General features: G+C 64.7%; 21 protein-coding genes. 16 read left to right on the forward strand and 5 right to left on the reverse strand.

Annotation, left to right across the window (positions count from 1 at the left end; all coding sequences use genetic code 11):
• The first annotated feature begins 194 nt into the window (after window positions 1-194).
• The 3 genes from H8S57_RS03535 (at window position 195) to H8S57_RS03545 (ending at window position 2,322) form a co-directional block, all read left to right on the forward strand.
• A complete protein-coding gene (locus tag H8S57_RS03535) occupies window positions 195-698 on the forward strand; it encodes an RNA polymerase sigma factor (protein ID WP_186906700.1) in 504 nt (167 codons plus the stop codon).
• On the forward strand, window positions 691-1,548 hold the full coding sequence (locus tag H8S57_RS03540; protein ID WP_186906701.1) for a DUF3298 and DUF4163 domain-containing protein: 858 nt from the start codon (window positions 691-693) through the stop codon (window positions 1,546-1,548). Before H8S57_RS03535 ends, H8S57_RS03540 begins: the two co-directional genes overlap by 8 nt.
• Before the next feature lie 288 nt (window positions 1,549-1,836).
• Window positions 1,837-2,322 carry a pyridoxamine 5'-phosphate oxidase family protein gene (locus tag H8S57_RS03545; RefSeq protein ID WP_186906702.1) on the forward strand — a complete coding sequence of 162 codons (486 nt, stop codon included), beginning with the start codon at window positions 1,837-1,839 and terminating at the stop codon, window positions 2,320-2,322.
• A 212-nt stretch (window positions 2,323-2,534) separates the two neighbouring features.
• Here the strand turns inward: H8S57_RS03545 and H8S57_RS03550 are convergent, their stop codons facing one another.
• A complete protein-coding gene (locus tag H8S57_RS03550; RefSeq protein WP_186906703.1) occupies window positions 2,535-5,159 on the reverse strand; it encodes a cation-translocating P-type ATPase in 2,625 nt (874 codons plus the stop codon).
• A 255-nt stretch (window positions 5,160-5,414) separates the two neighbouring features.
• The gene (locus H8S57_RS03555) at window positions 5,415-5,681 is read right to left on the reverse strand and encodes a helix-turn-helix domain-containing protein (protein ID WP_243204670.1); all 267 of its coding nucleotides are present in this window, start codon (window positions 5,679-5,681) and stop codon (window positions 5,415-5,417) included.
• 338 nt (window positions 5,682-6,019) lie between these two features.
• On the opposite strand from H8S57_RS03555, the gene H8S57_RS03560 reads away from it, so the two are divergent.
• The 12 genes from H8S57_RS03560 (at window position 6,020) to H8S57_RS03615 (ending at window position 16,327) form a co-directional block, all read left to right on the forward strand.
• Complete coding sequence (locus tag H8S57_RS03560; RefSeq protein WP_186906704.1) at window positions 6,020-7,228, forward strand: AfsR/SARP family transcriptional regulator; 1,209 nt, start codon at window positions 6,020-6,022, stop codon at window positions 7,226-7,228.
• A 20-nt stretch (window positions 7,229-7,248) separates the two neighbouring features.
• Window positions 7,249-8,001, forward strand: coding sequence for a sortase (locus H8S57_RS03565; RefSeq protein WP_186906705.1), 753 nt, complete (start codon window positions 7,249-7,251; stop codon window positions 7,999-8,001).
• Window positions 8,002-8,010: 9 nt separating this feature from the next.
• Window positions 8,011-8,943 (forward strand): transglutaminase-like domain-containing protein, encoded by a 933-nt coding sequence (locus tag H8S57_RS03570; RefSeq protein ID WP_186906706.1) that lies wholly within the window; start codon window positions 8,011-8,013, stop codon window positions 8,941-8,943.
• 70 nt (window positions 8,944-9,013) lie between these two features.
• Entirely contained in the window at window positions 9,014-10,063 is a 1,050-nt protein-coding gene (locus H8S57_RS03575; RefSeq protein ID WP_186906707.1) for a type II secretion system F family protein, read from the forward strand.
• Window positions 10,064-10,066: 3 nt separating this feature from the next.
• Window positions 10,067-10,378: a hypothetical protein gene (locus tag H8S57_RS03580; RefSeq protein ID WP_186906708.1), complete on the forward strand. Its 312-nt coding sequence runs from the start codon at window positions 10,067-10,069 to the stop codon at window positions 10,376-10,378.
• A gap of 35 nt (window positions 10,379-10,413) precedes the next feature.
• Window positions 10,414-10,878 carry a DUF4860 domain-containing protein gene (locus H8S57_RS03585; protein WP_186906709.1) on the forward strand — a complete coding sequence of 155 codons (465 nt, stop codon included), beginning with the start codon at window positions 10,414-10,416 and terminating at the stop codon, window positions 10,876-10,878.
• Window positions 10,875-11,192, forward strand: a complete 318-nt coding sequence (locus H8S57_RS03590; RefSeq protein ID WP_186906710.1) for a hypothetical protein — start codon at window positions 10,875-10,877, stop codon at window positions 11,190-11,192. The genes H8S57_RS03585 and H8S57_RS03590 overlap by 4 nt, the downstream gene beginning before the upstream one ends.
• Window positions 11,185-11,685 (forward strand): hypothetical protein, encoded by a 501-nt coding sequence (locus H8S57_RS03595; RefSeq protein ID WP_186906711.1) that lies wholly within the window; start codon window positions 11,185-11,187, stop codon window positions 11,683-11,685. Before H8S57_RS03590 ends, H8S57_RS03595 begins: the two co-directional genes overlap by 8 nt.
• Window positions 11,600-12,664, forward strand: coding sequence for a type IV pilus twitching motility protein PilT (locus H8S57_RS03600; protein ID WP_186906712.1), 1,065 nt, complete (start codon window positions 11,600-11,602; stop codon window positions 12,662-12,664). Before H8S57_RS03595 ends, H8S57_RS03600 begins: the two co-directional genes overlap by 86 nt.
• A gap of 15 nt (window positions 12,665-12,679) precedes the next feature.
• Window positions 12,680-13,123 carry a hypothetical protein gene (locus tag H8S57_RS03605; RefSeq protein ID WP_186906713.1) on the forward strand — a complete coding sequence of 148 codons (444 nt, stop codon included), beginning with the start codon at window positions 12,680-12,682 and terminating at the stop codon, window positions 13,121-13,123.
• A 350-nt stretch (window positions 13,124-13,473) separates the two neighbouring features.
• On the forward strand, window positions 13,474-14,844 hold the full coding sequence (gene mnmE / locus H8S57_RS03610; RefSeq protein WP_186906714.1) for a tRNA uridine-5-carboxymethylaminomethyl(34) synthesis GTPase MnmE: 1,371 nt from the start codon (window positions 13,474-13,476) through the stop codon (window positions 14,842-14,844).
• Window positions 14,845-14,971: 127 nt separating this feature from the next.
• Window positions 14,972-16,327, forward strand: coding sequence for a short-chain fatty acid transporter (locus tag H8S57_RS03615; protein ID WP_186906715.1), 1,356 nt, complete (start codon window positions 14,972-14,974; stop codon window positions 16,325-16,327).
• A 56-nt stretch (window positions 16,328-16,383) separates the two neighbouring features.
• On the opposite strand, the gene H8S57_RS03620 is transcribed toward H8S57_RS03615, so the two are convergent.
• Entirely contained in the window at window positions 16,384-16,773 is a 390-nt protein-coding gene (locus H8S57_RS03620; RefSeq protein WP_243204671.1) for a hypothetical protein, read from the reverse strand.
• A gap of 190 nt (window positions 16,774-16,963) precedes the next feature.
• On the opposite strand from H8S57_RS03620, the gene H8S57_RS03625 reads away from it, so the two are divergent.
• Entirely contained in the window at window positions 16,964-17,461 is a 498-nt protein-coding gene (locus H8S57_RS03625; protein ID WP_186906717.1) for a deoxycytidylate deaminase, read from the forward strand.
• A gap of 26 nt (window positions 17,462-17,487) precedes the next feature.
• Here the strand turns inward: H8S57_RS03625 and H8S57_RS03630 are convergent, their stop codons facing one another.
• Together H8S57_RS03630 and H8S57_RS03635 are read right to left on the reverse strand one after the other, a co-directional pair.
• Window positions 17,488-19,152 (reverse strand): acyl-CoA dehydratase activase, encoded by a 1,665-nt coding sequence (locus H8S57_RS03630; RefSeq protein ID WP_186906718.1) that lies wholly within the window; start codon window positions 19,150-19,152, stop codon window positions 17,488-17,490.
• Window positions 19,149-20,423 (reverse strand): 2-hydroxyacyl-CoA dehydratase subunit D, encoded by a 1,275-nt coding sequence (locus H8S57_RS03635; protein WP_186906719.1) that lies wholly within the window; start codon window positions 20,421-20,423, stop codon window positions 19,149-19,151. The genes H8S57_RS03630 and H8S57_RS03635 overlap by 4 nt, the downstream gene beginning before the upstream one ends.
• Between the last annotated feature and the right edge of the window lie 79 nt (window positions 20,424-20,502).

The following is a 20,502-nucleotide window of genomic DNA, read 5'->3' on the forward strand; positions in this document are numbered from 1 at the left end:
CCATCCCCGCATTTTTGCGGGGATGCCGTCCGCTGCACTTGTACGCTTCCCCGCAGGGGGAGCGCGGCGGCCATAAGGCGGCAGCGTAAAAAACCGGGCCGGGCCGCTGGGCCAGGCCCGGTTTTTTCACGCCGGCGGAAACTTTTTGCCGTCCCCGGCCGTCTCAGGAATCAGAAAAGGAGCGCTGTACAGCCTTGGAGCAGACCGAAGGGATCATCCACCGCCAGCTGGTGGACTATATCGTGGCGGGGCAGGGGGATTTTTACCGTCTGGCGTACAGCTATGTCCAAAACCGGGATGCGGCCCTGGATGTGGTGCAGGAGAGCATCGTCAAGGCCCTGTCCAAGTCGGACTCCCTGCGCCGTCCGGAGTATATGAAGAGCTGGTTCTACCGGATCCTGCTCAATGAGAGCATGAACCACTTCCGCCGGGGCAGAAGGCTGGTCCCGCTGGAGGATACCCTGGCCGACCGGGCCGCCCCCGAGACCGACCCGGGCCTGCGGCTGGACCTGTACGACGCGCTGGAGCGGCTGGACCTCAAAGAACAGACGGTGATCCGGCTGCGTTTTTTTGAAGATATGAAGCTGGAGGAGATCGCTCTGGCGACCCACACCAATCTGAATACCGTGAAATCCCGGCTCTACAAGGGCCTGCGGAAGCTGCGGGAACTGACGGGGGAGGAACTGAACGATGCATGAGGCATGGGAGCGCGCACGGGCGCGCTATCAGGCGGCCGCGCTGCCGGAGGAGCTGGCCTTTGCCGTGGCGGGCGCGGTGCGGCGCGGGGAACGTCAGCGGAAGGGGCGGCGGGCACTTCGGCGGGCGGCGGCCACCGCGCTGGCCGGCTGCGCCTGCTTCGCGCTGCTGCTCAACGTCAGCCCCACCTTTGCCGGGGCGGTATACCAGGTGCCGGTGCTGGGGCAGCTGGCCCGGGTGATCACCGTGAAGGAGTACTCCATCAACGACCGGGATCACCTGATCGACGTGCGCCTGCCCGCCCTGGAGCTGGCGGCCAATACCGATCTGGAGCAGCGCGTCAATACGGAGATCCGCACGCGCATCGACCAGGTGCTTCAGGAGGCGGAGGACCGGGCCCGCGAGACCCGGGAGGCCTATGTGGCCACCGGCGGTGCGCAGAGCGATTTTATTCCCATCATCATCACGGTGGACTACGAGATCAAGTGCCAGAACGGGCAGTACCTCTCCTTTGTGCTGACCAAAACCGAGACGCTGGCCAGCGCCTATACAGAGGTGTACACCTACAACATCGACCTTCCGGCCGGGCGGGAGGTCTCCCTGCGGGATTTGCTGGGGCCCAACTACAAACAGCTGGCCAACCAGGCGATCCGCGCGGAGATCGCCCGGCGGGAGGCGGAGGACCCGGACAACCGGTACTTCCACGGCGAGGACGGGGTGGAGGGCTTTACCTCCATTGCCGACGACCAGCGGTTCTATCTCAACGGGGACGGCGTACCCGTGGTGGTCTTTGAGAAATATGAAATTGCACCCGGCTACATGGGCGAGCAGGAATTTGAGATAATACCCTGAACCGCAGGCAAAGGGGGGCGCGGCTGCCTCCCGGGACGGCAGGGCCGCGGTATCGGCCGGCTGTCGAAACACGGCCCGTTCCGCCCGCCGGACGAGGGCGGCTCCCGCCGCGCGGGAACGCCGGAAACGGTATGCCCGGCTGGGCGTTTGGGAAAAGAACGCCAAGACGATCGCCTTTTATCAAAACCACGGTTTTTATCAGACCGGCGCCCGCTCCTTTTTTGTGGGGGACGCCCGGCAGCGCGATTCCATCATGCGGAAGGACCTGTAAACAGGGGAGGTATGTTTATGTTTCGGGAGATGCGCAGAAAGCGCCAGGCGTTGACGCGGGAGGCGTGTGAGGCCGTCCTTTGCCGGAGGACCTGCGGCGTGTTGGCGCTGTCCGGGGACGATGGGTACCCCTACGCGGTGCCCATCAGCTATGTGTACGATGGGGGCAGGATCTATTTCCACTGTGCCAAGGACGGCCATAAGCTGGACGCCGTCCGGCGCTGCGGCAAGGCGTCCTTCTGTGTGGTGGATCAGGATCAGGTCGTCCCGGAGGAATACACCAGCTATTTCCGAAGCGTCATCGTCTTTGGGCAGATGCGGGTGCTGGAGGACGAGCGGGAGAAGCGCGCCGCCATCGAAGCGCTGGCCCTTCGCTACGCCCCGGAGGACGGCGCGGACCGCCGGAAGGCGGTCATCGACCGGGAATGGGCGCCGCTGTGTATGCTGGAGCTAACCATAGAGCACATGACGGGGAAGCAGGCCATTGAATTGGTGCAGGCCTGAAAGGCTGCGCAGGAAGCGGAAAACGGAGCGGTGCCCATCGCATGGCATGACCCATGGAGGCTCTGCATGGTACGGCAGGCCCGTGTTTACAACACGGGCCTGCTTTTTATCGGGGAGAAGGGCTGCGCGCCCTGTACCGGGAAAGACCGCACGCGCTCTTTGATAAAGCCGCCCCCCGGCGCGATCTGACGCGCCGGGGGGCGGCTTTATGCTTATTTACCGCGCCGCAGGTCGCAGAGGACCTTGACCAGCTGGATGACCAGGGTGGGCAGAAAAGCCAGCAGCACGATCTCCCCGAGGTTGGCCGGGCGGAAGGAGGCCGCCACCAGAAACAGGCTTTTCAGGCCGGGGATAAAGAGGACCGCCAGCAGCAGCACCACGCCGGCGCAGAACGCCAGGATGGAATATAGGTTGGTGGACAGCTTCAGACGGAAAACGGACTCGTCCCCGCGGCAGTTGAAGCCGTGGAACAGCCGGGCCAGCGTGAGGGTGGCAAAGGCCATGGTGCTGGCCAGGGCGGCGCTCTCCTGATAGCCCAGATAAAAAGCGATCATCGTGACCACGGCGATCAGCAGACCCTGAGCGCCGATGCGGGAGAGCAGGCTCTTGTTGAGGATGGGCTCCTTGGGGTCCCGGGGCTTCTGCCGCAGCAGGCCCTTGCGGGCGGGTTCCATGCCGATGGCGATGGCGGGCAGGCTGTCGGTCAGCAGGTTGATAAACAGCAGGTGGACCGGCTGGAACGGCACGGGAAGGGCCAGCAGGGAGGCGTACAGTACGCAGAAGATGCCCGCCGCGTTGCCCGAGAGCAAGAACTGGATGGCGTTTTTGATATTGGCGTAGACGCTGCGGCCGTTGACCACGGCCTTGACGATGGTGGCGAAGTTGTCGTCGGCCAGGATCATGGAGGCCGCATCCTTGCTCACTTCCGTGCCGGTGATGCCCATGGCCACGCCGATATCGGCCTTTTTCAGGGCGGGGGCGTCGTTGACGCCGTCGCCGGTCATGGATACGATGCTGCCCCGGCGCTGCCAGGCGTTTACAATGCGTATTTTATGTTCGGGAGATACCCGCGCGTAGACCGAAATGCCGGCCAGCCGCTGATCCAGATCGGCGTCGGTCATGTTATCCAGCTCCACGCCGGAGACGGCCTCGTCTCCCTCCCGGAAGATGCCCAGCTGCTTGGCGATGGCGGAGGCGGTGACCTTATGATCGCCGGTGATCATAATGGTACGGATGCCGCCCTCCCGGGCGTCGGAGACGGCCTGGATGGCCTCAGGCCGGGGCGGGTCGATCATGGAGATCAGGCCGATAAAGGTGAAGCCGTCCTCATCCGAGAGCGCGGGGGGGCGGAAGCCGGGCAGCTCCTTATACCCGAAGGAGAGCACCCGAAGTCCCTCCATGGACAGCTCCATATTGATCCGGGAGATGGCCTCCCGGCGTTCCGGGGTCATCTCGACCGGGCCCTCCCGGGTGAGCAGGTAGTTGGAGCGCTGGAGCAGCACGTCGATGGCGCCCTTGGTAAAGAGGGTGGGGACGCCGTCGATATCGTGGAGAGTGCTCATGAGCTTGCGGTCGGAATCGAAGGCCAGCTCGCCCAGCCGGGGGTGCTGGGCGCGGTAGGCCTCCTCGTCCACGCCGAACTTTTCTCCCAGCTGCACCAGGGCCACCTCGGTGGGATCGCCGATGGAGGCACCGGTCTGCTGATTGTTGGTGGCGTCGCTGGCCAGCAGAGCGGCCTTCAGCAGCAGCCGCTGTACGTCGTTGACCAGGTTCAGGTCGTCTCCCTCCAGCAGGGAGCCGTCGGCGTACACCTTCTGGGGGGTCATTTTGTTCTGGGTCAGGGTCCCCGTCTTGTCGGAGCAGATGACGGATACGCTCCCCAGGCTCTCCACGGCCTTGAGGTCTTTGATGATGGCGTTTTGCCGGGCCATCTTCTGCGTGCCCATGGCCAGCACGATGGTGACGATGGAGGAAAGCGCCTCCGGGATGGCGGCCACGGCCAGGGCCACGGCAAACATCAGGGAGTCCAGCACGCCCATGCCCGTACGGAAGATGGAGAGCAGAAACACCGCGGCGCAGATGATCATGATGACGGTGGCCAGCTTGGCGCTGAATTTGTCCAGACTTTCCTGGAGCGGGGTCTTGCGCTGCTGGGTCTGGTTCATGAGCGCGGCGATCTTGCCCAGCTCGGTCTCCATGCCGGTGGCGGTGACCAGCACGGTGGCCCGGCCGTAGGTGACCAGGGAGCCGGAAAAGACCATGTTTTTCTGGTCGCCCAGCGCCACCTGCTCGGCGGTGATGGCCTCGGCGGTCTTGTCCACGCCCTCGGATTCGCCGGTCAGGGAACTTTCGTTGACCTTCAGAGAGAAGTTCTCCAGAATGCGGCCGTCGGCCACCACCATGTCCCCGGCCTCCAGCAGCACGATGTCGCCGGGCACCACGTCTGCAGAGGGGATCTCCAGCCGCACGCCGCCCCGCAGCACTTTGGCCGAGGGAGCGGACATCGCCTTCAGGCTCTCCAGGGATTTTTCCGCCTTCACGTACTGGGCGGTACCCAAAATGGCGTTGAGAACGAGTACGGCAAAGATGACGATGGTGCTCTCCACGTTTTCCGAAAGGGCGGAGATGACCGCGGCGATGAGGAGGATGACCACCAAAAGATCCTTGAACTGCTCGAAAAAGATCTGGGATACGCTTTTCTGTTTGCCCTCGGAGAGCTTGTTGGGACCATATTGCCCGGTACGGCGGCGCACCTCCTCCCCGCTCAGGCCGGCGGGGGCGGCTTTTTGCGCCTCCAGCGCCTGCTGCGGGGTCTTGCGGTAATAGGCCTCTGCCATTACGATTCCTTCCTTCCACATATTGTCTCACAAGCGGGAGAGGCAATAAAAAAAGACCTCCCGCCAACTGCCGCCCATAGCGACAGCTGCCGAAAAGTCTTGTTACCACGACGGGCGCATACCGCCAGGTCCGCAGACGGACCGTGATGTTGACGGCATGACTTTCAAACTACTCCCTTTTCAACTGCCGATATGATATCACAGCCCCGAACGCAAGTCAAACGGTTTTTCTCAGGATGTGCCATTTTCCGGTTTTTATGAGCGCGGCTGCGCGGGCTGCTGCCGCTCCCGGTAGACCAGCAGATCCCCCACCCCGCAGCGCAGGACGAAGCAGATGCGGGCCAAAATGTCCGCGTCGATCTTCTCCACCTGGTTTTTATACCATTTGTCAATGACCTCGTAGCGGGTATTTACCAGCCGGGCCATGCGGTTCCGGGAGATCCCGCGCTGGTCCATCAGCTCGCGCAGCCGGAGCTCCACCCGGCCGTACTCCTGGATCAAAAGGACGCCCTGCTCGTTCATCTCATCACCCCGGAATAATACTACAAGCGCCGTTATCAAAGTATAATATCCATATAAAACGTTACTATACAAATAGTGAATAATGTGCTATAATACCTGCGATCCCGGTGCGCCGGGGGGAATGCGGCCGATATCCGGCGGTGCACCCTGCGGGACCGGGGTGGAGCGGATGGGCCGGATGGCCGGGAAAATATGCATCCGGCCGGGGACCGATTGCGTAAAAGTCCTGTAATTGTCTGTGAAAAGCAAAAAAAACACTACCCAAATGAAGGAAGTTACGCTATAATTATCTTGAATCGGTATCCCCAGGTGCCGGGGAGGAAGAAGGAGGGGCAGCGATGGGCAAAAACGCACCCGTGACCGTGGTCAAAAGGGTCGCCGTCACTATGCTGGGCGGCTTTCGCATTCGGGTAGACGGTAATGTGCTCACCGATGAGATCAATCGCTCCCAAAAGCTGTGGAACGTGCTGTGTTACCTGATTGCCCATCGGGAACGCACCGTGCCTCAGTCGGAGTTTATCGAGCTGTTCTGGCCGGAGGAAAACAGCGCCAATCCGACCAATGCGCTCAAGACCCTGCTCTATCGGGTGCGCAGCCTGCTGGAGCCGCTGTTTGGGGAGGGGCTGGAGCCCATCCTTTCCCAGCGGGGGGCCTACGCCTGGAATCCGGCCATCGCCTGTGAGATGGACGTGGACCGATTCGAGCTGCTGTGCCGCCGGGCCCAGGATACCGCCCTGCCCGCCCAGAAGCGCATGGCGCTGTATGAGGAGGCCGCCGAGATGTATCGGGGCGATTACCTGCCCAAGCTGGCCAACCAGATGTGGGTGGTACCCATCAGCGCCCACTATCATGCCCTGTACCTGGAGGCGGTAAAGGAGTACGCCGATCTGCTGGAGCACGCGGAGAAATTTGAGGCCATGGCCGAACTGTGTACCCGCGCCAGCCAGCTCGACCCGCTGGACGAGAGCCTGCACACCCTGATCGTCCGGGCCCTGCTGCGCCAGGGAAAGGATTCCGCCGCCCTGAGCCATTACGAAAAGGCGACCGATCTGCTCTACCGGAATCTGGGCGTGCGTCCCTCTGAGGAGCTGCGGGCTCTCTACCGGGAGATTATGGACGTGGAGGAGCGCCTGGAGACCAATCTGGAGGTCATCCAGGCCAATCTGCGGGAAGCGGCCCAGCGGCCCGGGGCCTTTGTGTGCGAGTACGGCTTCTTTAAGGAGGCCTACCGGCTGGAGGCCCGCCGTTCCGCCCGCAGCGGGGCCTGCGTACATATCGCGCTGATCACCGTCTCCCTGCCCGACGGTGGAGTTCCGCCCCTGGGCGTGCTCAACACCACCATGGACCAGCTGCTGGAGGTGCTGGTGCACAACCTGCGCCGGGGGGACGTGGTCTCCAAGTACAGCGGCGCCCAATACGTCGTCATGCTGCCGGCGGCCAATTTTGAAGATTCCACCATGGTCGTAGAACGGATCGTGAACGCCTTTTACCGCCAGCACCGGCGGAATTTCCTCAAGATCACCTACCGGATCCGTGAGCTGTCTTGAAACAATAGGAGCTTATCTCTATGAAAAAACGCACCGCCACTCGTTTGGGTACCGTCCTTGTGTGCCTGGCCTGCGTCTGCCTGGGCGCAGTCCTGGCCCTGGTGTGGCAGGGCAGGCAGTCCGTCCTGCCCGCCGCCCCCCAGATATCAGCCGCGCCGCTGCCTGCCGCCACGCCGGAGCCTACCCCCAATGCCACCGCTGCGCCGGAGCCGACGCCGGAGGCCGAGGCGGGCGGCGACCCGGCTCTGGTCGAAGACAACGGATTGCCCAAGGATCAGCTGTATGTGACCGACGCGCGGAAGGGCTATGCCGACGGCGCGCTGCGCCTCATCATCCCCAAGCTGGGAGTGGATGTGCCGGTGCTGGACGGGGTGGACGCCCAGACCCTCCTGCGGGGGGTGGGACTGTACGATTACGCCCAGCTGCCCGGCGAGGGCGGGGCCAACACCTCCATCGCCGGCCACCGCAACGGCCTGCGGGGCGGCAAGATCACCGACAATATGCCCTTCTACTACATCAATACCCTGACCGAGGGAGACTACCTCTACCTCCAGGACAGTGAGCAGATCTACCAGTACCTTTGGGAATGCACCGAGGTCATCGAGCCCAGCAACTGGAGCCCCATCTACAATCAGGGCTACGCCTGCGTCACCCTGACGACCTGTACGCCCATCGGCGTGGCGGACCACCGGCTGGTGGTCCGGGGGGCGCTGGTGGACACCATTCCGCTGAGCGGGGATTACGATTATCCCGCCAACACCACTGAGGAGTGACCGATCGATATGAAACACAGCAAGCTCAGGCGTGCCGCCGCCGCTCTGCTGGCACTGGCGCTGGTGCTGGGCGCGGGTGGCGTCCTGCTGGCCGCGTCGGAGGCCAAGGCGGCCAAGCCTGCCTCCCTGCCCGTCAAGGCGGAGACCAAGACCGGCGTTACCGTATACGCCAACGCCAAGGCATCCATCGACGCCTCCAACCTGGCGGAAGGCTACCTGCTGGTGACGTATACCGGCGGGAGGAATGTGAAGATCAAGGTACAGATCACCAAGGAGGGCGGCGTCACCTACACCTATAACCTGAACAACCAGGGCGGTACGGAGACCTTTCCGCTGACCGAAGGAGACGGCAAATATACCGTCAAGGTGTTTGAGAACACCACCGGCACCAAATATGCCGTTGCCCACAGCGCCGCGGTGGAGCTGAAGCTGCGCAACGATTTTCTGCCCTTCCTTTACCCCAACCAATTTGTCGATTACAACGCCAAGTCCGCCGTGGTGTCCAAGGCCGCGGAGATCGTCTCCGCCGCCGGGGCGGCGACGGACCTGTCCAGGGTGCAGGCGGTGTTTGATTTCGTTACCAAGAACTTTTCCTATGATTATGAGCTGGCCAAGACGGTGCAGAGCGGTTATCTGCCAGTGGTGGACCGTGTGCTGGAGGGAAAGAAGGGGATCTGCTTCGATTATGCCGCGGTGATGTGCGCCATGCTCCGCAGCCAGAACATCCCCTGCAAGCTGGTGGTGGGCTATGCCGGGACCACGTATCATGCCTGGATCAACGTATATATCGACGGCGTGGGCTGGGTGGACAAGGTGATCTATTTTGACGGAGAGAGCTGGACGCTGATGGACCCCACCTTTGTTTCCACCGGCAAGGCAAGCCAAAGCATCATGAAGTACGTGACCGACGACACCAATTACACGCAGAAATACGCCTATTGACATAATTATGCTGGAAAGCGGGGGTCCTGCGGCACGCCGTGGGGCCCCTTTCCAAAGGGAGGGTGGCCGGATGGAACGGGATCGGATGCGGCGGGAGACGCTGGACGACGACACGCTGTCTTTGTTTTGCAGTCAGCTTTCCCTGATGCTCCAGGCGGGTATCGGCGTGGAGGAGGGGGCGGCCCTGTTGGCCGGCGATGCGGACGAGCCGGGGCAGCGGACCCTGCTGGCCGGCCTGCGGGCCGGCCTGGACCGGGGTGAGCCCCTCTCGCAGGCGCTGGAAGCGACGGGCGGGTTCCCGGATTACCTCCTGCGCATGGTAGAGATCGGCCAGGCGTCGGGGCGCCTGGATCAGGTGCTCGCCGCGCTGGGGCGCTATTACGCCCGCCAGGCGGATACCCGCCGGGCCCTGCGCAGGGCGGTGGCCTACCCCGCGGTGATGGCGGTGCTCATCGCCGTGATTTTCCTGGTGCTGGTGGCCCGGGTGCTTCCTGTGTTCCAACAGGTTTTCGTGCAGCTGGGGGTGGAGCTCTCCCCGGTAGCTGCCGCGCTGCTGCGGTTCGGCAGCGCGGGGCAGGCGGTCACCGCTGCGGCCGCGGTGGTGTTGGCCCTGTGCGCGCTGCTGCTGGTATGGCTGCTGCGCGCCCAAACGGGCGCGGCGGCGCTGAGCGGCCTGTTTGCCCGCACCAGGGCGGCCCGGGCGCTGGGCCGCAGCTGGTTTGCCTCCGCCATGGCGATGATGCTCTCCAGCGGCGTGCCGCTGGACGAGGCCATGGAGCGCACCGCCGGTCTGTTGGCAGGCTCCCCTCTGGCCGCGCCCCTGGCCGACTGCCGGGCGCGGATGGAGCAGGGGGAGCCCTTCCGCAAGGCGGTGGAGCAGGCGGGCGTCCTCTCCGGACTTTCGGCGGGACTGCTGTCCGCCGGCGAGCGGGCCGGGCGCACCGACCAGGCCATGGAGGAGCTTTCCCAACGCTGCCGGCAGGAGGCCGACCAGGCGCTGGAACAGCTGCTCGGCCGGTTCGAATACGCTCTGGTGGCGGCCCTGTGCGCAGCGGTGGCCCTGGTGCTTTTGTCGGTGATGCTCCCCCTGCTGGGGGTGCTCTCCGCGGTGGGGGGGTAGCCTATGGCGCGCAGAGGGCCTGTCCTGCGCCGGGGATTGCCGCTGGCCCTTCTGCTGGCGCTGGTCCCCCTGGCCCTTCTGCTGGCGGCCCGCAGCCTGGGCGGGCGGGCCGGCCGGGAAGGACTGGAACTGGCGGAACAGTCCATCCGCCGCGCGGCGGTGCAGTGTTATGCCCTGGAGGGCTTTTACCCCGCGGGGGTGGATTATCTGGAGGAATATTACGGCGTATCCGTGGACGAAGGCCGCTATTTTGTGGATTACCGGTATATTGCCTCCAATCTGATGCCTGATATCACTGTGCTGCCCACAGGGTAAGCCGGATCGGTTTGGGACGGAGGGGGCATAATCGGATGAAAGCGTTTGGCCGCAGCGCCCGGTCCAGCCTGGTGCTGGTGCTGTGCGCCCTGTTTTTCCTGCTGGCCATGGGGCTGACCCTGCTGTCCGGCGGGGTATACCGCGCCGTTGCGGCCCAGGCGGATGAGACCTATGCCCAGCGTACCGCGCTGTCCTATCTGGTCAATCAGGTCCGCCGGAGCGACGCGCCCGGGGGAGTGTCCGTAGGGCGCTTTGGCGATTCCGACGCCCTCTTCCTGCGGGAGGAGGGGTATGTCACCATCCTCTACTGCTATGAAGGGCAGCTCCGGGAGCTGTATATGGAAGACGGGCTGGAACTCTCCCCTGCGGACGGAGTGGACGTGCTGCCGCTGGAGCGGCTGGAGCTGGCGTGCGGCGGGGGACGGCTCACCATCGCGGCGGCGGGGCGTACCGTCACGCTGTGTCCCCGCTGCGGGGTGGAACAGGAGGGGACGGTATGAGGCGGACCCACCTGTTTCTCACCGAGCTGGTGCTGGACCTGTTCCTTTTCGCCGTGTGCGCGGCGGTGTGCGCGGGACTGCTGCTCCACGCCAGAGGCATGAGCCGGGAGAGCCGGCGCCTGACCGAGGCGGTCTACGCGGCCCAGACCATCGCAGAGCAGTGGCGCGCCACCGGCGTACGGCCCGCGTGGCCTGCGCAGGACGGGAGCGGTCTCACCGGTGTCCTTACCGTGTCGGGGGACGCGCTGGATATCGCCGTCTATGCCGACGGCGCGCTGGTCTACACGCTGGAGGGGGTGCGCTGCCTTGGATAAGCAGACCTCGCCCATCGGCGTGGGCGTCATCTCCATCTTAACGGTACTGCTGGTACTGTGTCTGGCGGTGTTCGCCGCCCTGACCCTGTCCAGCGCCCGGGCGGATCTGGCCCTGTCCCGCCGCAACGCCGACACGGTCCAGGCCTATTACGCCGCCGACGCTCAGGCAGTCCGTTGCTATGAGGCGTTCGCCGCCGGGCAGGAGGATATGCTGGAGGCCACGATCCCCGTGACGAAATATCAGTCCCTGTACCTGCGCCTGGCGCGCCGCGCAGACGGGGAGGTGGAGATCCTGGACTGGCGCACCGTGGCCGCGGAGGCGGAGCTGGACGAGACCCTGCCGGTCTGGGACGGGATACCGGAGGACGGACGGGCTCATCCGAGAACCTTTGGAAGGAAGAGGTGCCATGGAACTGCTGCAGCTGCTGCGGCAGGCGGTGGAGCGGGGCGCGTCCGACGTGCTGCTCATCGCCGGCCTGCCGGTGGCCTATAAGATCAACGGGGTCATCCTCCGGGAGGGGGAGCGCCTGGGCCCGGCGGACACCGCCGGACTGCTGGAGGGGCTCTACCGCCTGGCGGGGGAGCGGGATATGGCCCTTCTGCTCCAGACCGGGGACGACGACTTCTCCTTTGCGCTGCCCGGCTTGTCCCGTTTTCGGGTCAACGCCCTCAAGCAGCGGGGCAGCTTGGGGGCGGTGGTGCGGGTGGTCTCCTTTACCCTGCCCGACCGCACGGCTCTGGGCATCCCGGACAACGTGATGGCCTTCGCCTCCTGCCCCAGGGGGCTGGTGCTTTTTACCGGTCCGGCGGGCAGCGGCAAGACCACGACGCTGGCCTGTATCGTGGACCAGGTGAACTCCACCCGCAACGCCCATGTGATCACCATCGAGGACCCCATTGAATACCTCCACCAGCACAAAAAGAGCGTGGTCACCCAGCGGGAGCTGTCCACCGATACCCGCAGTTATGACGCCGCGCTGCGGGCGGCGCTGCGGGAGGCGCCCGATATCATCCTGCTGGGGGAGATGCGGGACGCGGAGACCATCCGGGCCGCCGTTACCGCCGCCGAGACGGGGCACCTGGTCATCTCCACCCTGCATACCATCGGCGCGGCCAACACCATCGACCGCATCGTGGATTCTTTCCCGCCGGAACAGCAGGGGCAGATCCGTACCCAGATCGCGCTGGTGCTGGAGGGGGTCGTGTCCCAGACGCTGATCCCGGCTGTGGACGGGACGCTGGTGCCGGCGTTCGAAGTGATGACGGCAAACAACGCCGTGCGCAATCTGATCCGGGAATCCAAGGCCCACCAGCTGGACAACGTCATCGCCCAGAGCGCGGCCCAGGGAATGATCACCCTGGATCAGAGCATCCTGAAGCTGGCCCAGGCCGGACGGATCGCCCCGGCCGAGGCCCTGCGCTATTGTATGAACCCTGAGTGGCTGCAAAAGCGGCTCAGTGCCCAAGTCTAAAAGGAGGCGTGCCTTATGTCCATCCGACTTAACCATAACTCCGCCGCCCTGCGGGTATGCGTGGACCGTGCCGAGCAGGGCCGCATCAGCGGCCGGGTCTTTGGTCAGCGGCTGGTCCGCCCCATCGTGTTCACCGATATCGGAGATTTGCTGCTCCAGGTGGAGGCGGTGCTGGACGCCCAGAATTTTCCCCAGGCCTTTCAGCGGGTGCGCACTTTTGTGCCCGGTAAAATGGAGCAGCAGCCCCCTGCCGCCCTGGGGGTGGAGGACGGGATCCCGGCCGGGGAGGTAGCCGCCGCCGCCGGGCAGGTGACGACCTTCCTCCTGTCGGTCGTCACACGCCGCAATACCACCTGGCAGGGCTATCTGGAATGGCTGGACAGCGGGGAGCGGCAGGAATTCGAAAGCGTTTTGGAGCTGCTCAAGCTTACCGACCAGCACGTGTTCCGGCAGAATTAGAAAACAGGACCCCTGCGCCCCCGCGCCCGCCCTTCGGGGACGGGAGGACACGTTCGGCTCCTGCCAGTCATAGGAAAAAACGTAATATTCTTTTGACGGGCATTATACAGGGGAATATGCAGCGCCTTATTTTGGTAAAATTTTTGTAAATCCACCGTTCATGAGGTTTTCCACATTTTCCACAGGGTTTTCCACAACGGTGCAGACCCTGAAAATTCCGGCGGTTATGCAAAGATAAGTTGACATAAAAGAAGTCAAGAAAAAAATCAACGGCGGAATCCACAAAGTTTTACGTCTACCAGTCCCTGGAAGATGAAGAAGCACGACGGGAAGAGAAAGGGGTGTTTCCCATGTCCGATACCATTGCCGCCATCGCCACCGCCCCGGCGCCCGGGGCCATCGGGATCCTGCGGCTGTCCGGCGACGGCGCCATTGCCGCCGCCTCGGCGGTCTTTCGCCCGGCCAGCGGGCTTCCCCTGGCGGAGCAGCAGGACCGCAGGCTGATCTACGGAGCCCTGCTGGGGCCGGACGGGTCGGTCATCGATCAGGCCCTGGCCACGATTTCCCGCGCGCCCCACAGCTATACCGGGGAGGATACCGCGGAAGTACAGTGTCACGGCTCCCCCATGGTGCTCTCCCTGGGGTTGGAGTCCCTGTTCCGCCAGGGGGCCCGGCAGGCGCTGCCGGGGGAGTTTACCAAACGGGCCTTTCTCCATGGCCGGCTGGACCTGACCCAGGCGGAAGCGGTGGCGGACCTGGTGGATGCGGAGACGCCCGCCGCCGTGCGGCAGGCTGCCGGACAGCTCTCCGGCGTGCTGGGGAGGCGGGTGCGGGCCGTCTACGACGGCCTGGTGGACGTACTGGCCCACTTTCACGCGGTACTGGACTATCCGGACGAGGAGATCGACCCCTTCCGTTCTGAGACCATTGGCGGCGCGCTGGACCGGGCCCGGGAGGCGCTGGAGGGCCTGCTGGCCACCTATGACCGGGGGCGGTATATCTGCGGCGGCGTGCCCTGCGTGCTGGCGGGGCGGCCCAATGCGGGGAAATCCTCTCTGCTCAACGCGCTGGTGGGCTACGAGCGGGCCATCGTCACAGACGTGCCCGGCACCACCCGGGATACGGTGGAGGAGCGCTGCCGTCTGGGCGGCGTGGTGCTCCGGCTCATCGATACGGCGGGACTGCGGGAGACGGAGGATACGGTGGAGCGGCTGGGCGTGGAGCGCAGCCGCTGCGCCCTGGCCGCTGCGGAGCTGGCGCTGCTGGTGCTGGACGGCTCCGCCCCCCTGACCGTGGAGGATGAGCAGGCCATGGAGCAGGCGGCCGCGGCGCCCCGGGTGATCTGCCTGGTCAACAAGTCCGACCTGCCGCTGGCGGTGGATCTGGAGAGGCTGAAGCGGCGGTTCGGCCGCCTCTGCGTGGTCAGCGCCGCCACCGGGGAAGGGCTGGACCGCCTGGCCGGGCAGGTCGCGGAGCTGTTCCCCACCGGCGGGGATCAGGGTGCGGGAGAGCTGCTGACCAACGCCCGGCAGGCCGCCGCCGCCCGGCGGGCACTGGAGAGCGTGGAACGGGCGCAGACCGCCTTGGCGGCGGGCGTGACGGCCGACGCCGTGCTCACCGATGTGGAGCAGGGCCTTTCCGCGCTGGGAGAGCTTACCGGCGCCAGCATCCGGGAGGATGTGACCGCGCGGATCTTCGAACGGTTTTGTGTGGGCAAATAGGGAACATGTCTGGAAATAATTTTCACGTTCACAAAATATTCAAAATATATTGACAAAATTTTAACAATGGATATAATAGGACCGTAGCTTTTTTCATCCAAACATGTGAAAGGCAAGGGGGAGTATTATGTTCAAGAAATTCACCAATGGCTGCGTCCGTATCGTCAACCGGTGGCTGCCGGACCCGTTCCTGTTCGCCATTATCCTGACGATCGTGGTGTTCATCGCCGCCATGATCGGCACGCAGCAGGGGCCTGTGGCGCTGGTCAACGCCTGGGGCAACTCCAAGGGGTTCTGGGGCCTGCTGTCTTTCTCCATGCAGATGGCGCTGGTGCTGGTGCTGGGTTCCGCCATGGCTTCCGCCAAGATCTGCAAACGGGCGCTGGGCGCCATTGCCAGCCTGGCCAAAGACAAGAAGAGCGCGATCCTGATCACAACCTTCGTCTCCACCATCTGCTGCTGGCTCAACTGGGGCTTCGGCCTCATCGCGGGCGCCCTGCTGGCCAAGGAGGTGGCCCGCCGCGTCCGTGACGTGGACTATCCGCTGCTCATCGCCTCCGCCTACTCCGGCTTCGTGATCTGGCATGCGGGCCTGTCCGGCTCCATCCCGCTGCAAATGGGCGCCGAGACCGGTACCGAGATCCTGGGGGTCGTGTATCGGGCGCCTACCAGCACCACGATCTTCCACCCGATGAACCTGCTCATGGTAGCCGTGATCCTGCTGGTCATGCCGTTGGTCAACTACGCGATGCATCCCGACACGGCCCATACCATTACCGTGGACCCCTCCCTGCTGGTGGAGGACGAGGAGCGTACTTACGCGATCGACACGCCCGCCGAGCGGATCGAGCACAACAAGGTCCTGTGGTTCATCACTCTGGTGCTTGGCTTCGCCTACATCGTGTATCACTTTGCGACCAAGGGCTTCAATCTGGACCTGAACATCGTCAACATGATCTTCATGTTCCTGGGCATCCTGCTGCACGGCGACCTGCGCAGATATGTGGACGCCATCGCCGATGCCGCGGGCGGCGCCGCGGGCATTTTGCTGCAGTTCCCCTTCTATGCCGGCATCATGGGCCTGATGGTGGCCGAAAACCAGCTTGGCGTATCCCTGGCCGGTATTATCGCCGACTTCTTCACCAACATCTCCAACAACGTGACCTTCCCGGTGCTGACCTTCCTGTCGGCCGGCATCATCAACTTCTTCGTACCCTCCGGCGGAGGCCAGTGGGCGGTGCAGGCCCCCATCGTTATGCCCGCCGCCACCGAAATGGGCGTGGAATACGGCCGCGCCGCCATGGCCATCGCCTGGGGCGACCAGTGGACCAATATGATCCAGCCCTTCTGGGCCTTGCCCGCGCTGGGCATCGCCGGTCTGAAGGCGCGCAACATCATGGGTTACCTGGTCATCGTGCTGATTTTTACCGGTGTGGTGGCCTGCCTGGGCTTTTTGGGCTGGGGCCTTTTCTTCCACGGCTGAGCCGAAGCAAAACAAATCCGGGGCCGCGCCATCGCGCGGCCCCGGATTGTTTCGTTTCAGCTGGTCTCCTCAAAGCTTACGCCGCAGTTGCGGCAGTTCACGGTGATCTTTCCCTTGCCCCGGGGCACCCGCAGGTATTGTCCGCAGTTGGGGCACTTGAAGTAGCGGTGCTCCTTGTCCCGGCAGATGGTGCGGCGCATTTTGCACCAGCGGATGACCGGCCCGGCAAACTGCAGAAATCTGGCGTTCTCCGCCCGTCGCTTGTCAATCCTGCGGGAAAACATCCGGTACAAGTCCCATACCAGCACCGCCAGGGCGATCCATTGCAGGAACGCCAGATAGCGCAGGCCCGACAACAGACTCAGGATCAGATAGACCACCAGAAGGAAAAAGGAGAGCTGGTCGCCGCCGTATCGACCGTACATCAGCCTTCGCAGCATATTCATGATCATGAAATACAGCTCGTCTCCTTCTGTTTATTTGCTATGGTGTTTCTTACGGAATCCTTAACAGGACAATGATAGCGCCAGTTTGCCCCGCCGTCAAGGAAGAAAGCGTAAACAAAATGTGAATTGTGCTTGCGCAGCGGAAGAAAAGCCGCTATACTGAGAAAAAAAGTAAGCATGGAGGTCCGCTATGGGACGTATCGACAAGGAAAATTACTATCTGGACATCGCCGAGACCGTGGCCGAGCGCTCCACCTGCCTGCGCCGGTGCTACGGGGCCATCATCGTGCGCAACGACGAGATCATTGCCACCGGCTACAACGGCGCGCCCCGGGGCCGGAAAAACTGCGTGGACCTGAACTACTGCACCCGGGAGGCCCTGAAGATCCCCTCCGGCCAGCGGTATGAGCTGTGCCGCTCCGTCCATGCGGAGGCCAACGCCATCATCTCCGCCGCCCGCAGCGAGACCATGGGGGCCACGCTGTATATGGCCTGCAAGGATCCGGCCACCGGCGCGCTCATCGCCGGGTCCACCTCCTGCTCCATGTGCCGCCGCCTCATCATCAACGCGGGCATCCAGCGGGTGGTCATTCGGGATACCAAGGCCGAGTACAATGTGGTCCATGTGGAGGATTGGGTGCGGGAGGACGACTCCCTGCCCACCATCCCGCCCCGGCAGCAGGAGTAACTGGGAAAGCAAGGCGGTCCGGCCGGTCAGGCCGGGCCGCCTTTGTCCGTGACATGGTCCAGGGCAAACAGGGCGGCGCCCAGAGCGCCGCACAGGTCGGGGGTATCCCCGATCCACAGCGGCGCGCCCAGACGCTCCTCCAGCGCCTGCACCACGCCCTGGTTGCGGGCCACGCCGCCGGTCATCAGATAGGGCCCGCATCCTCCGGCGCGCTGGACCAGGGCGGCGGTCTTGACGGCCACCGACCGGTTGAGCCCGTGGACGATGTCGGCGGCGCTGTGGTTGTCCGCGATCAGGGAGACCACCTCGGATTCGGCAAAGACCGTGCAGATGCTGGAGATGGTCAGGTCCGTTTCCCAGCGCAGGCCAAGCGTCCCCATCTCCGCAAGTTCCACCTCCAGCACACGGGCCATCATCTCCAGAAAACGGCCGGTGCCGGCGGCACATTTGTCGTTCATGACAAAGTTTTTCACCCCGCCGTCCTCGTCCAGGCAGATGACCTTGCTGTCCTGCCCGCCGATATCGATCACACAGCGCGCCTGGGGGTGCAGATGATGGGCCCCCCGGGCGTGGCAGGTGATCTCGGTGACCTGCCCGGTGGCAAAGGGGATGTGGCTGCGGCCATAGCCGGTGGCCACCACGGCGGCCAGATCGTCCAGACCGATCCCCTCCAGGGCGGCCAGCGCCTTTTCCGCCCCCTGCCGGGCCTTGGGGCCGGTGCGCACGATGGCGCTGGCACGGAGGCTGCCCTCCAGGTCCAGGACCGCCAGGTTGGTGGTGGTGGAGCCGCTGTCGATGCCCGCCACATAGCGGCGCCCCCGCCGGGCGGTATGCACCGCCGGGGCGCCCCGCAGGTCCAGCTGTTCCGCAAAGGCCTCCAGACGGGTGGAGAGCTGTCCGTCCCCCTGTGGGGTGAAATCGGTCTCCAACTTGAGCAGGGGAAGGGACGTCCGGCTGCGCAGGGCCTCGTACTCAAAGGAGTAATAGTCGCAGAATTTGACGGTATGATAAAGGATCCCCCGCAGGCGCGGCTGCTCCAGCAGTTCGCTCCGGCGGCCGATCTCGTTCATGCGCATACAGGGCAGCTGTCCCAGCAGAGCCCCGGCATACCAGTCCAGCAGCTGCGGACCCTCCAGCCCTTCGGGCGGCGGGGGAAGGCTGCGGTGCCCGCCGCAGGTCAGGTCGGCCACCGGAAGGGGAGAGCGGCGCCGCAGCGTCTCCAGCAGGCCGGCTCCGGCCCGGGCCCCGGTCACCGCCAGAAAATCCCCCTCCGGCAGCGCAGGGGCGGGAGAAAAGGCGGCGCGGAACGCGGCGGGGTCGAACCGGGTCCCCCGGTAGGCGGCGTAGGCCGCCGCCAGGCGCTCCAGCCCGTCCTTCAGCAGGGCCCGGGAGCAGCCGTCTGCGTGATGGGGCAGATCCAGCAGATAGAGAAAGTCCAGCTCCCCCGCCGCCTCCAATACGTCGTATACCCGGCGGATGCAGTCGCAGCAGTTGACCAGCACCAGCTCCCGAAGGCCCGTCCGGCGGCACTCCTCCAGCACCGCCTTGGCGTGACAGCAGAACTGGTTGTGAGTCACGCGCTCAGCGTATGGAAAGCCGCAGGACTCCTGATTCAGCAGCACGGGATGGCCGCCCAGAGCCTCCAGCAGCTCCAGGGGCGTGTATTTACAGGTGTATCCAAGCGGTTTCATGCTCTGCCCTCCAACTGCTCCAAAAAGGCCTGGAGCCGGGTGACCATCTGGCCGTCGTTGGCGTTGCCCGCGTCGCAGCCGTCCCCGTCCAGCACCAGGGTGGGAAAGCCCGCCGCCTCCAGTGTCTGCCGGGCCAGCTGAGACGCGCCGGAGGTCTGTTTGCAGCCCCAGTGGCAGAACCAGACCACCCCGTCGGCATGCAGGTGCCGGGCCAGCTCCAGCACCCGCTCCACCCGGCGCCGGGCCCCTCCGTTGAAGCAGCTGCCCAGCAGGCGCCGGGCCATGGATTCATAGGGGTGTGCCGGGTCGGGCGCTTCCCAAAAATCGCAGGCCATGTCGCAGGCGACGATCTCGACCCGGTCGCTGAAATTCAGGATCTCCCGCAGCGCGTCCTGCCAGTGGGGCAGCGTGTGGGCCCACACCAGACGCTTGCCGCGGAAGGCGCGGGGCAGGGCGGCCACCTGGTCGGCCAGGCGGCGGGCGTATTCCTCCGCCTCGGGAGAGCCCAGCATGCTGTGCAGGGCGAAGACGGAGAGCATCTCGGAGGTCATCTCGTCAGAGACATGGCGCACGGCCCGCTCCTCCAGGTAGCGCCGGTAGTGGGCCAGGGTGCGGCCGGAGCGCTCCAGCGCCTGGCGGAGGGCCTCCTCCGACAGGGCGCGGCCAGTATGCTCCGCCACAAAAGCGGCCATCTGCCGCAGCTGCTGCGCCACATAGGCCACCGCCTGAGGCGAATCCTCCCAGGGCACATCCACGGTGAAGTGGGGCACGCCCCACCGCTGGGCCGCCCGGCGGAAGGAGAGCTGATTGGCGTCGCACGCCAGAGAGGTGCTGAGCACGAAGCGGGGCGGCGGCATCACGCCGCTCTCCGCCAGGCCCAGCAAAATCTTATGATAGGAGCAGTAGCTCTCCGGCACGCCGTGGTCCTCGGCGGCGGCGATAAACGGGCGCTCGGCGGCGGTGGAGACCAGATAGCAGGACAGCCCCTCGGGCAGCACGGGGGGGATCCCCAGGGCGTGGAGGATCTCGCAGGGCAGAAAGATGCTCACACAAGCCGCCTGGCCGGGCTTGTCCAGGGCGCAGACCATGGAACGGGCGGTGGCCCCCTGCATGTAACAGCGGGCGCCCGGTACCGTTTTGGGCGGCAGATGGCGCATCTGGAAGCCAACCAAACGATAGGCCGTGCGCAGCAGCGCCCGCGCCCGCTCCGGGTGCTCCGGCACCTGGGCCGCGACCGCAGCGCCCAGCGACTGGACCAATTTGCTTGCCATGGGACCGCCTCCTCGGAATGGAATGGGCCGGCGGCGCTCCGCCGGACGGATGCAGGGGAGGAGCGCGGTACCGCGCCCC

It is taken from the genome of Lawsonibacter hominis (assembly GCF_014287895.1).
Lineage (GTDB): Bacteria > Bacillota > Clostridia > Oscillospirales > Oscillospiraceae > Lawsonibacter_A > Lawsonibacter_A hominis.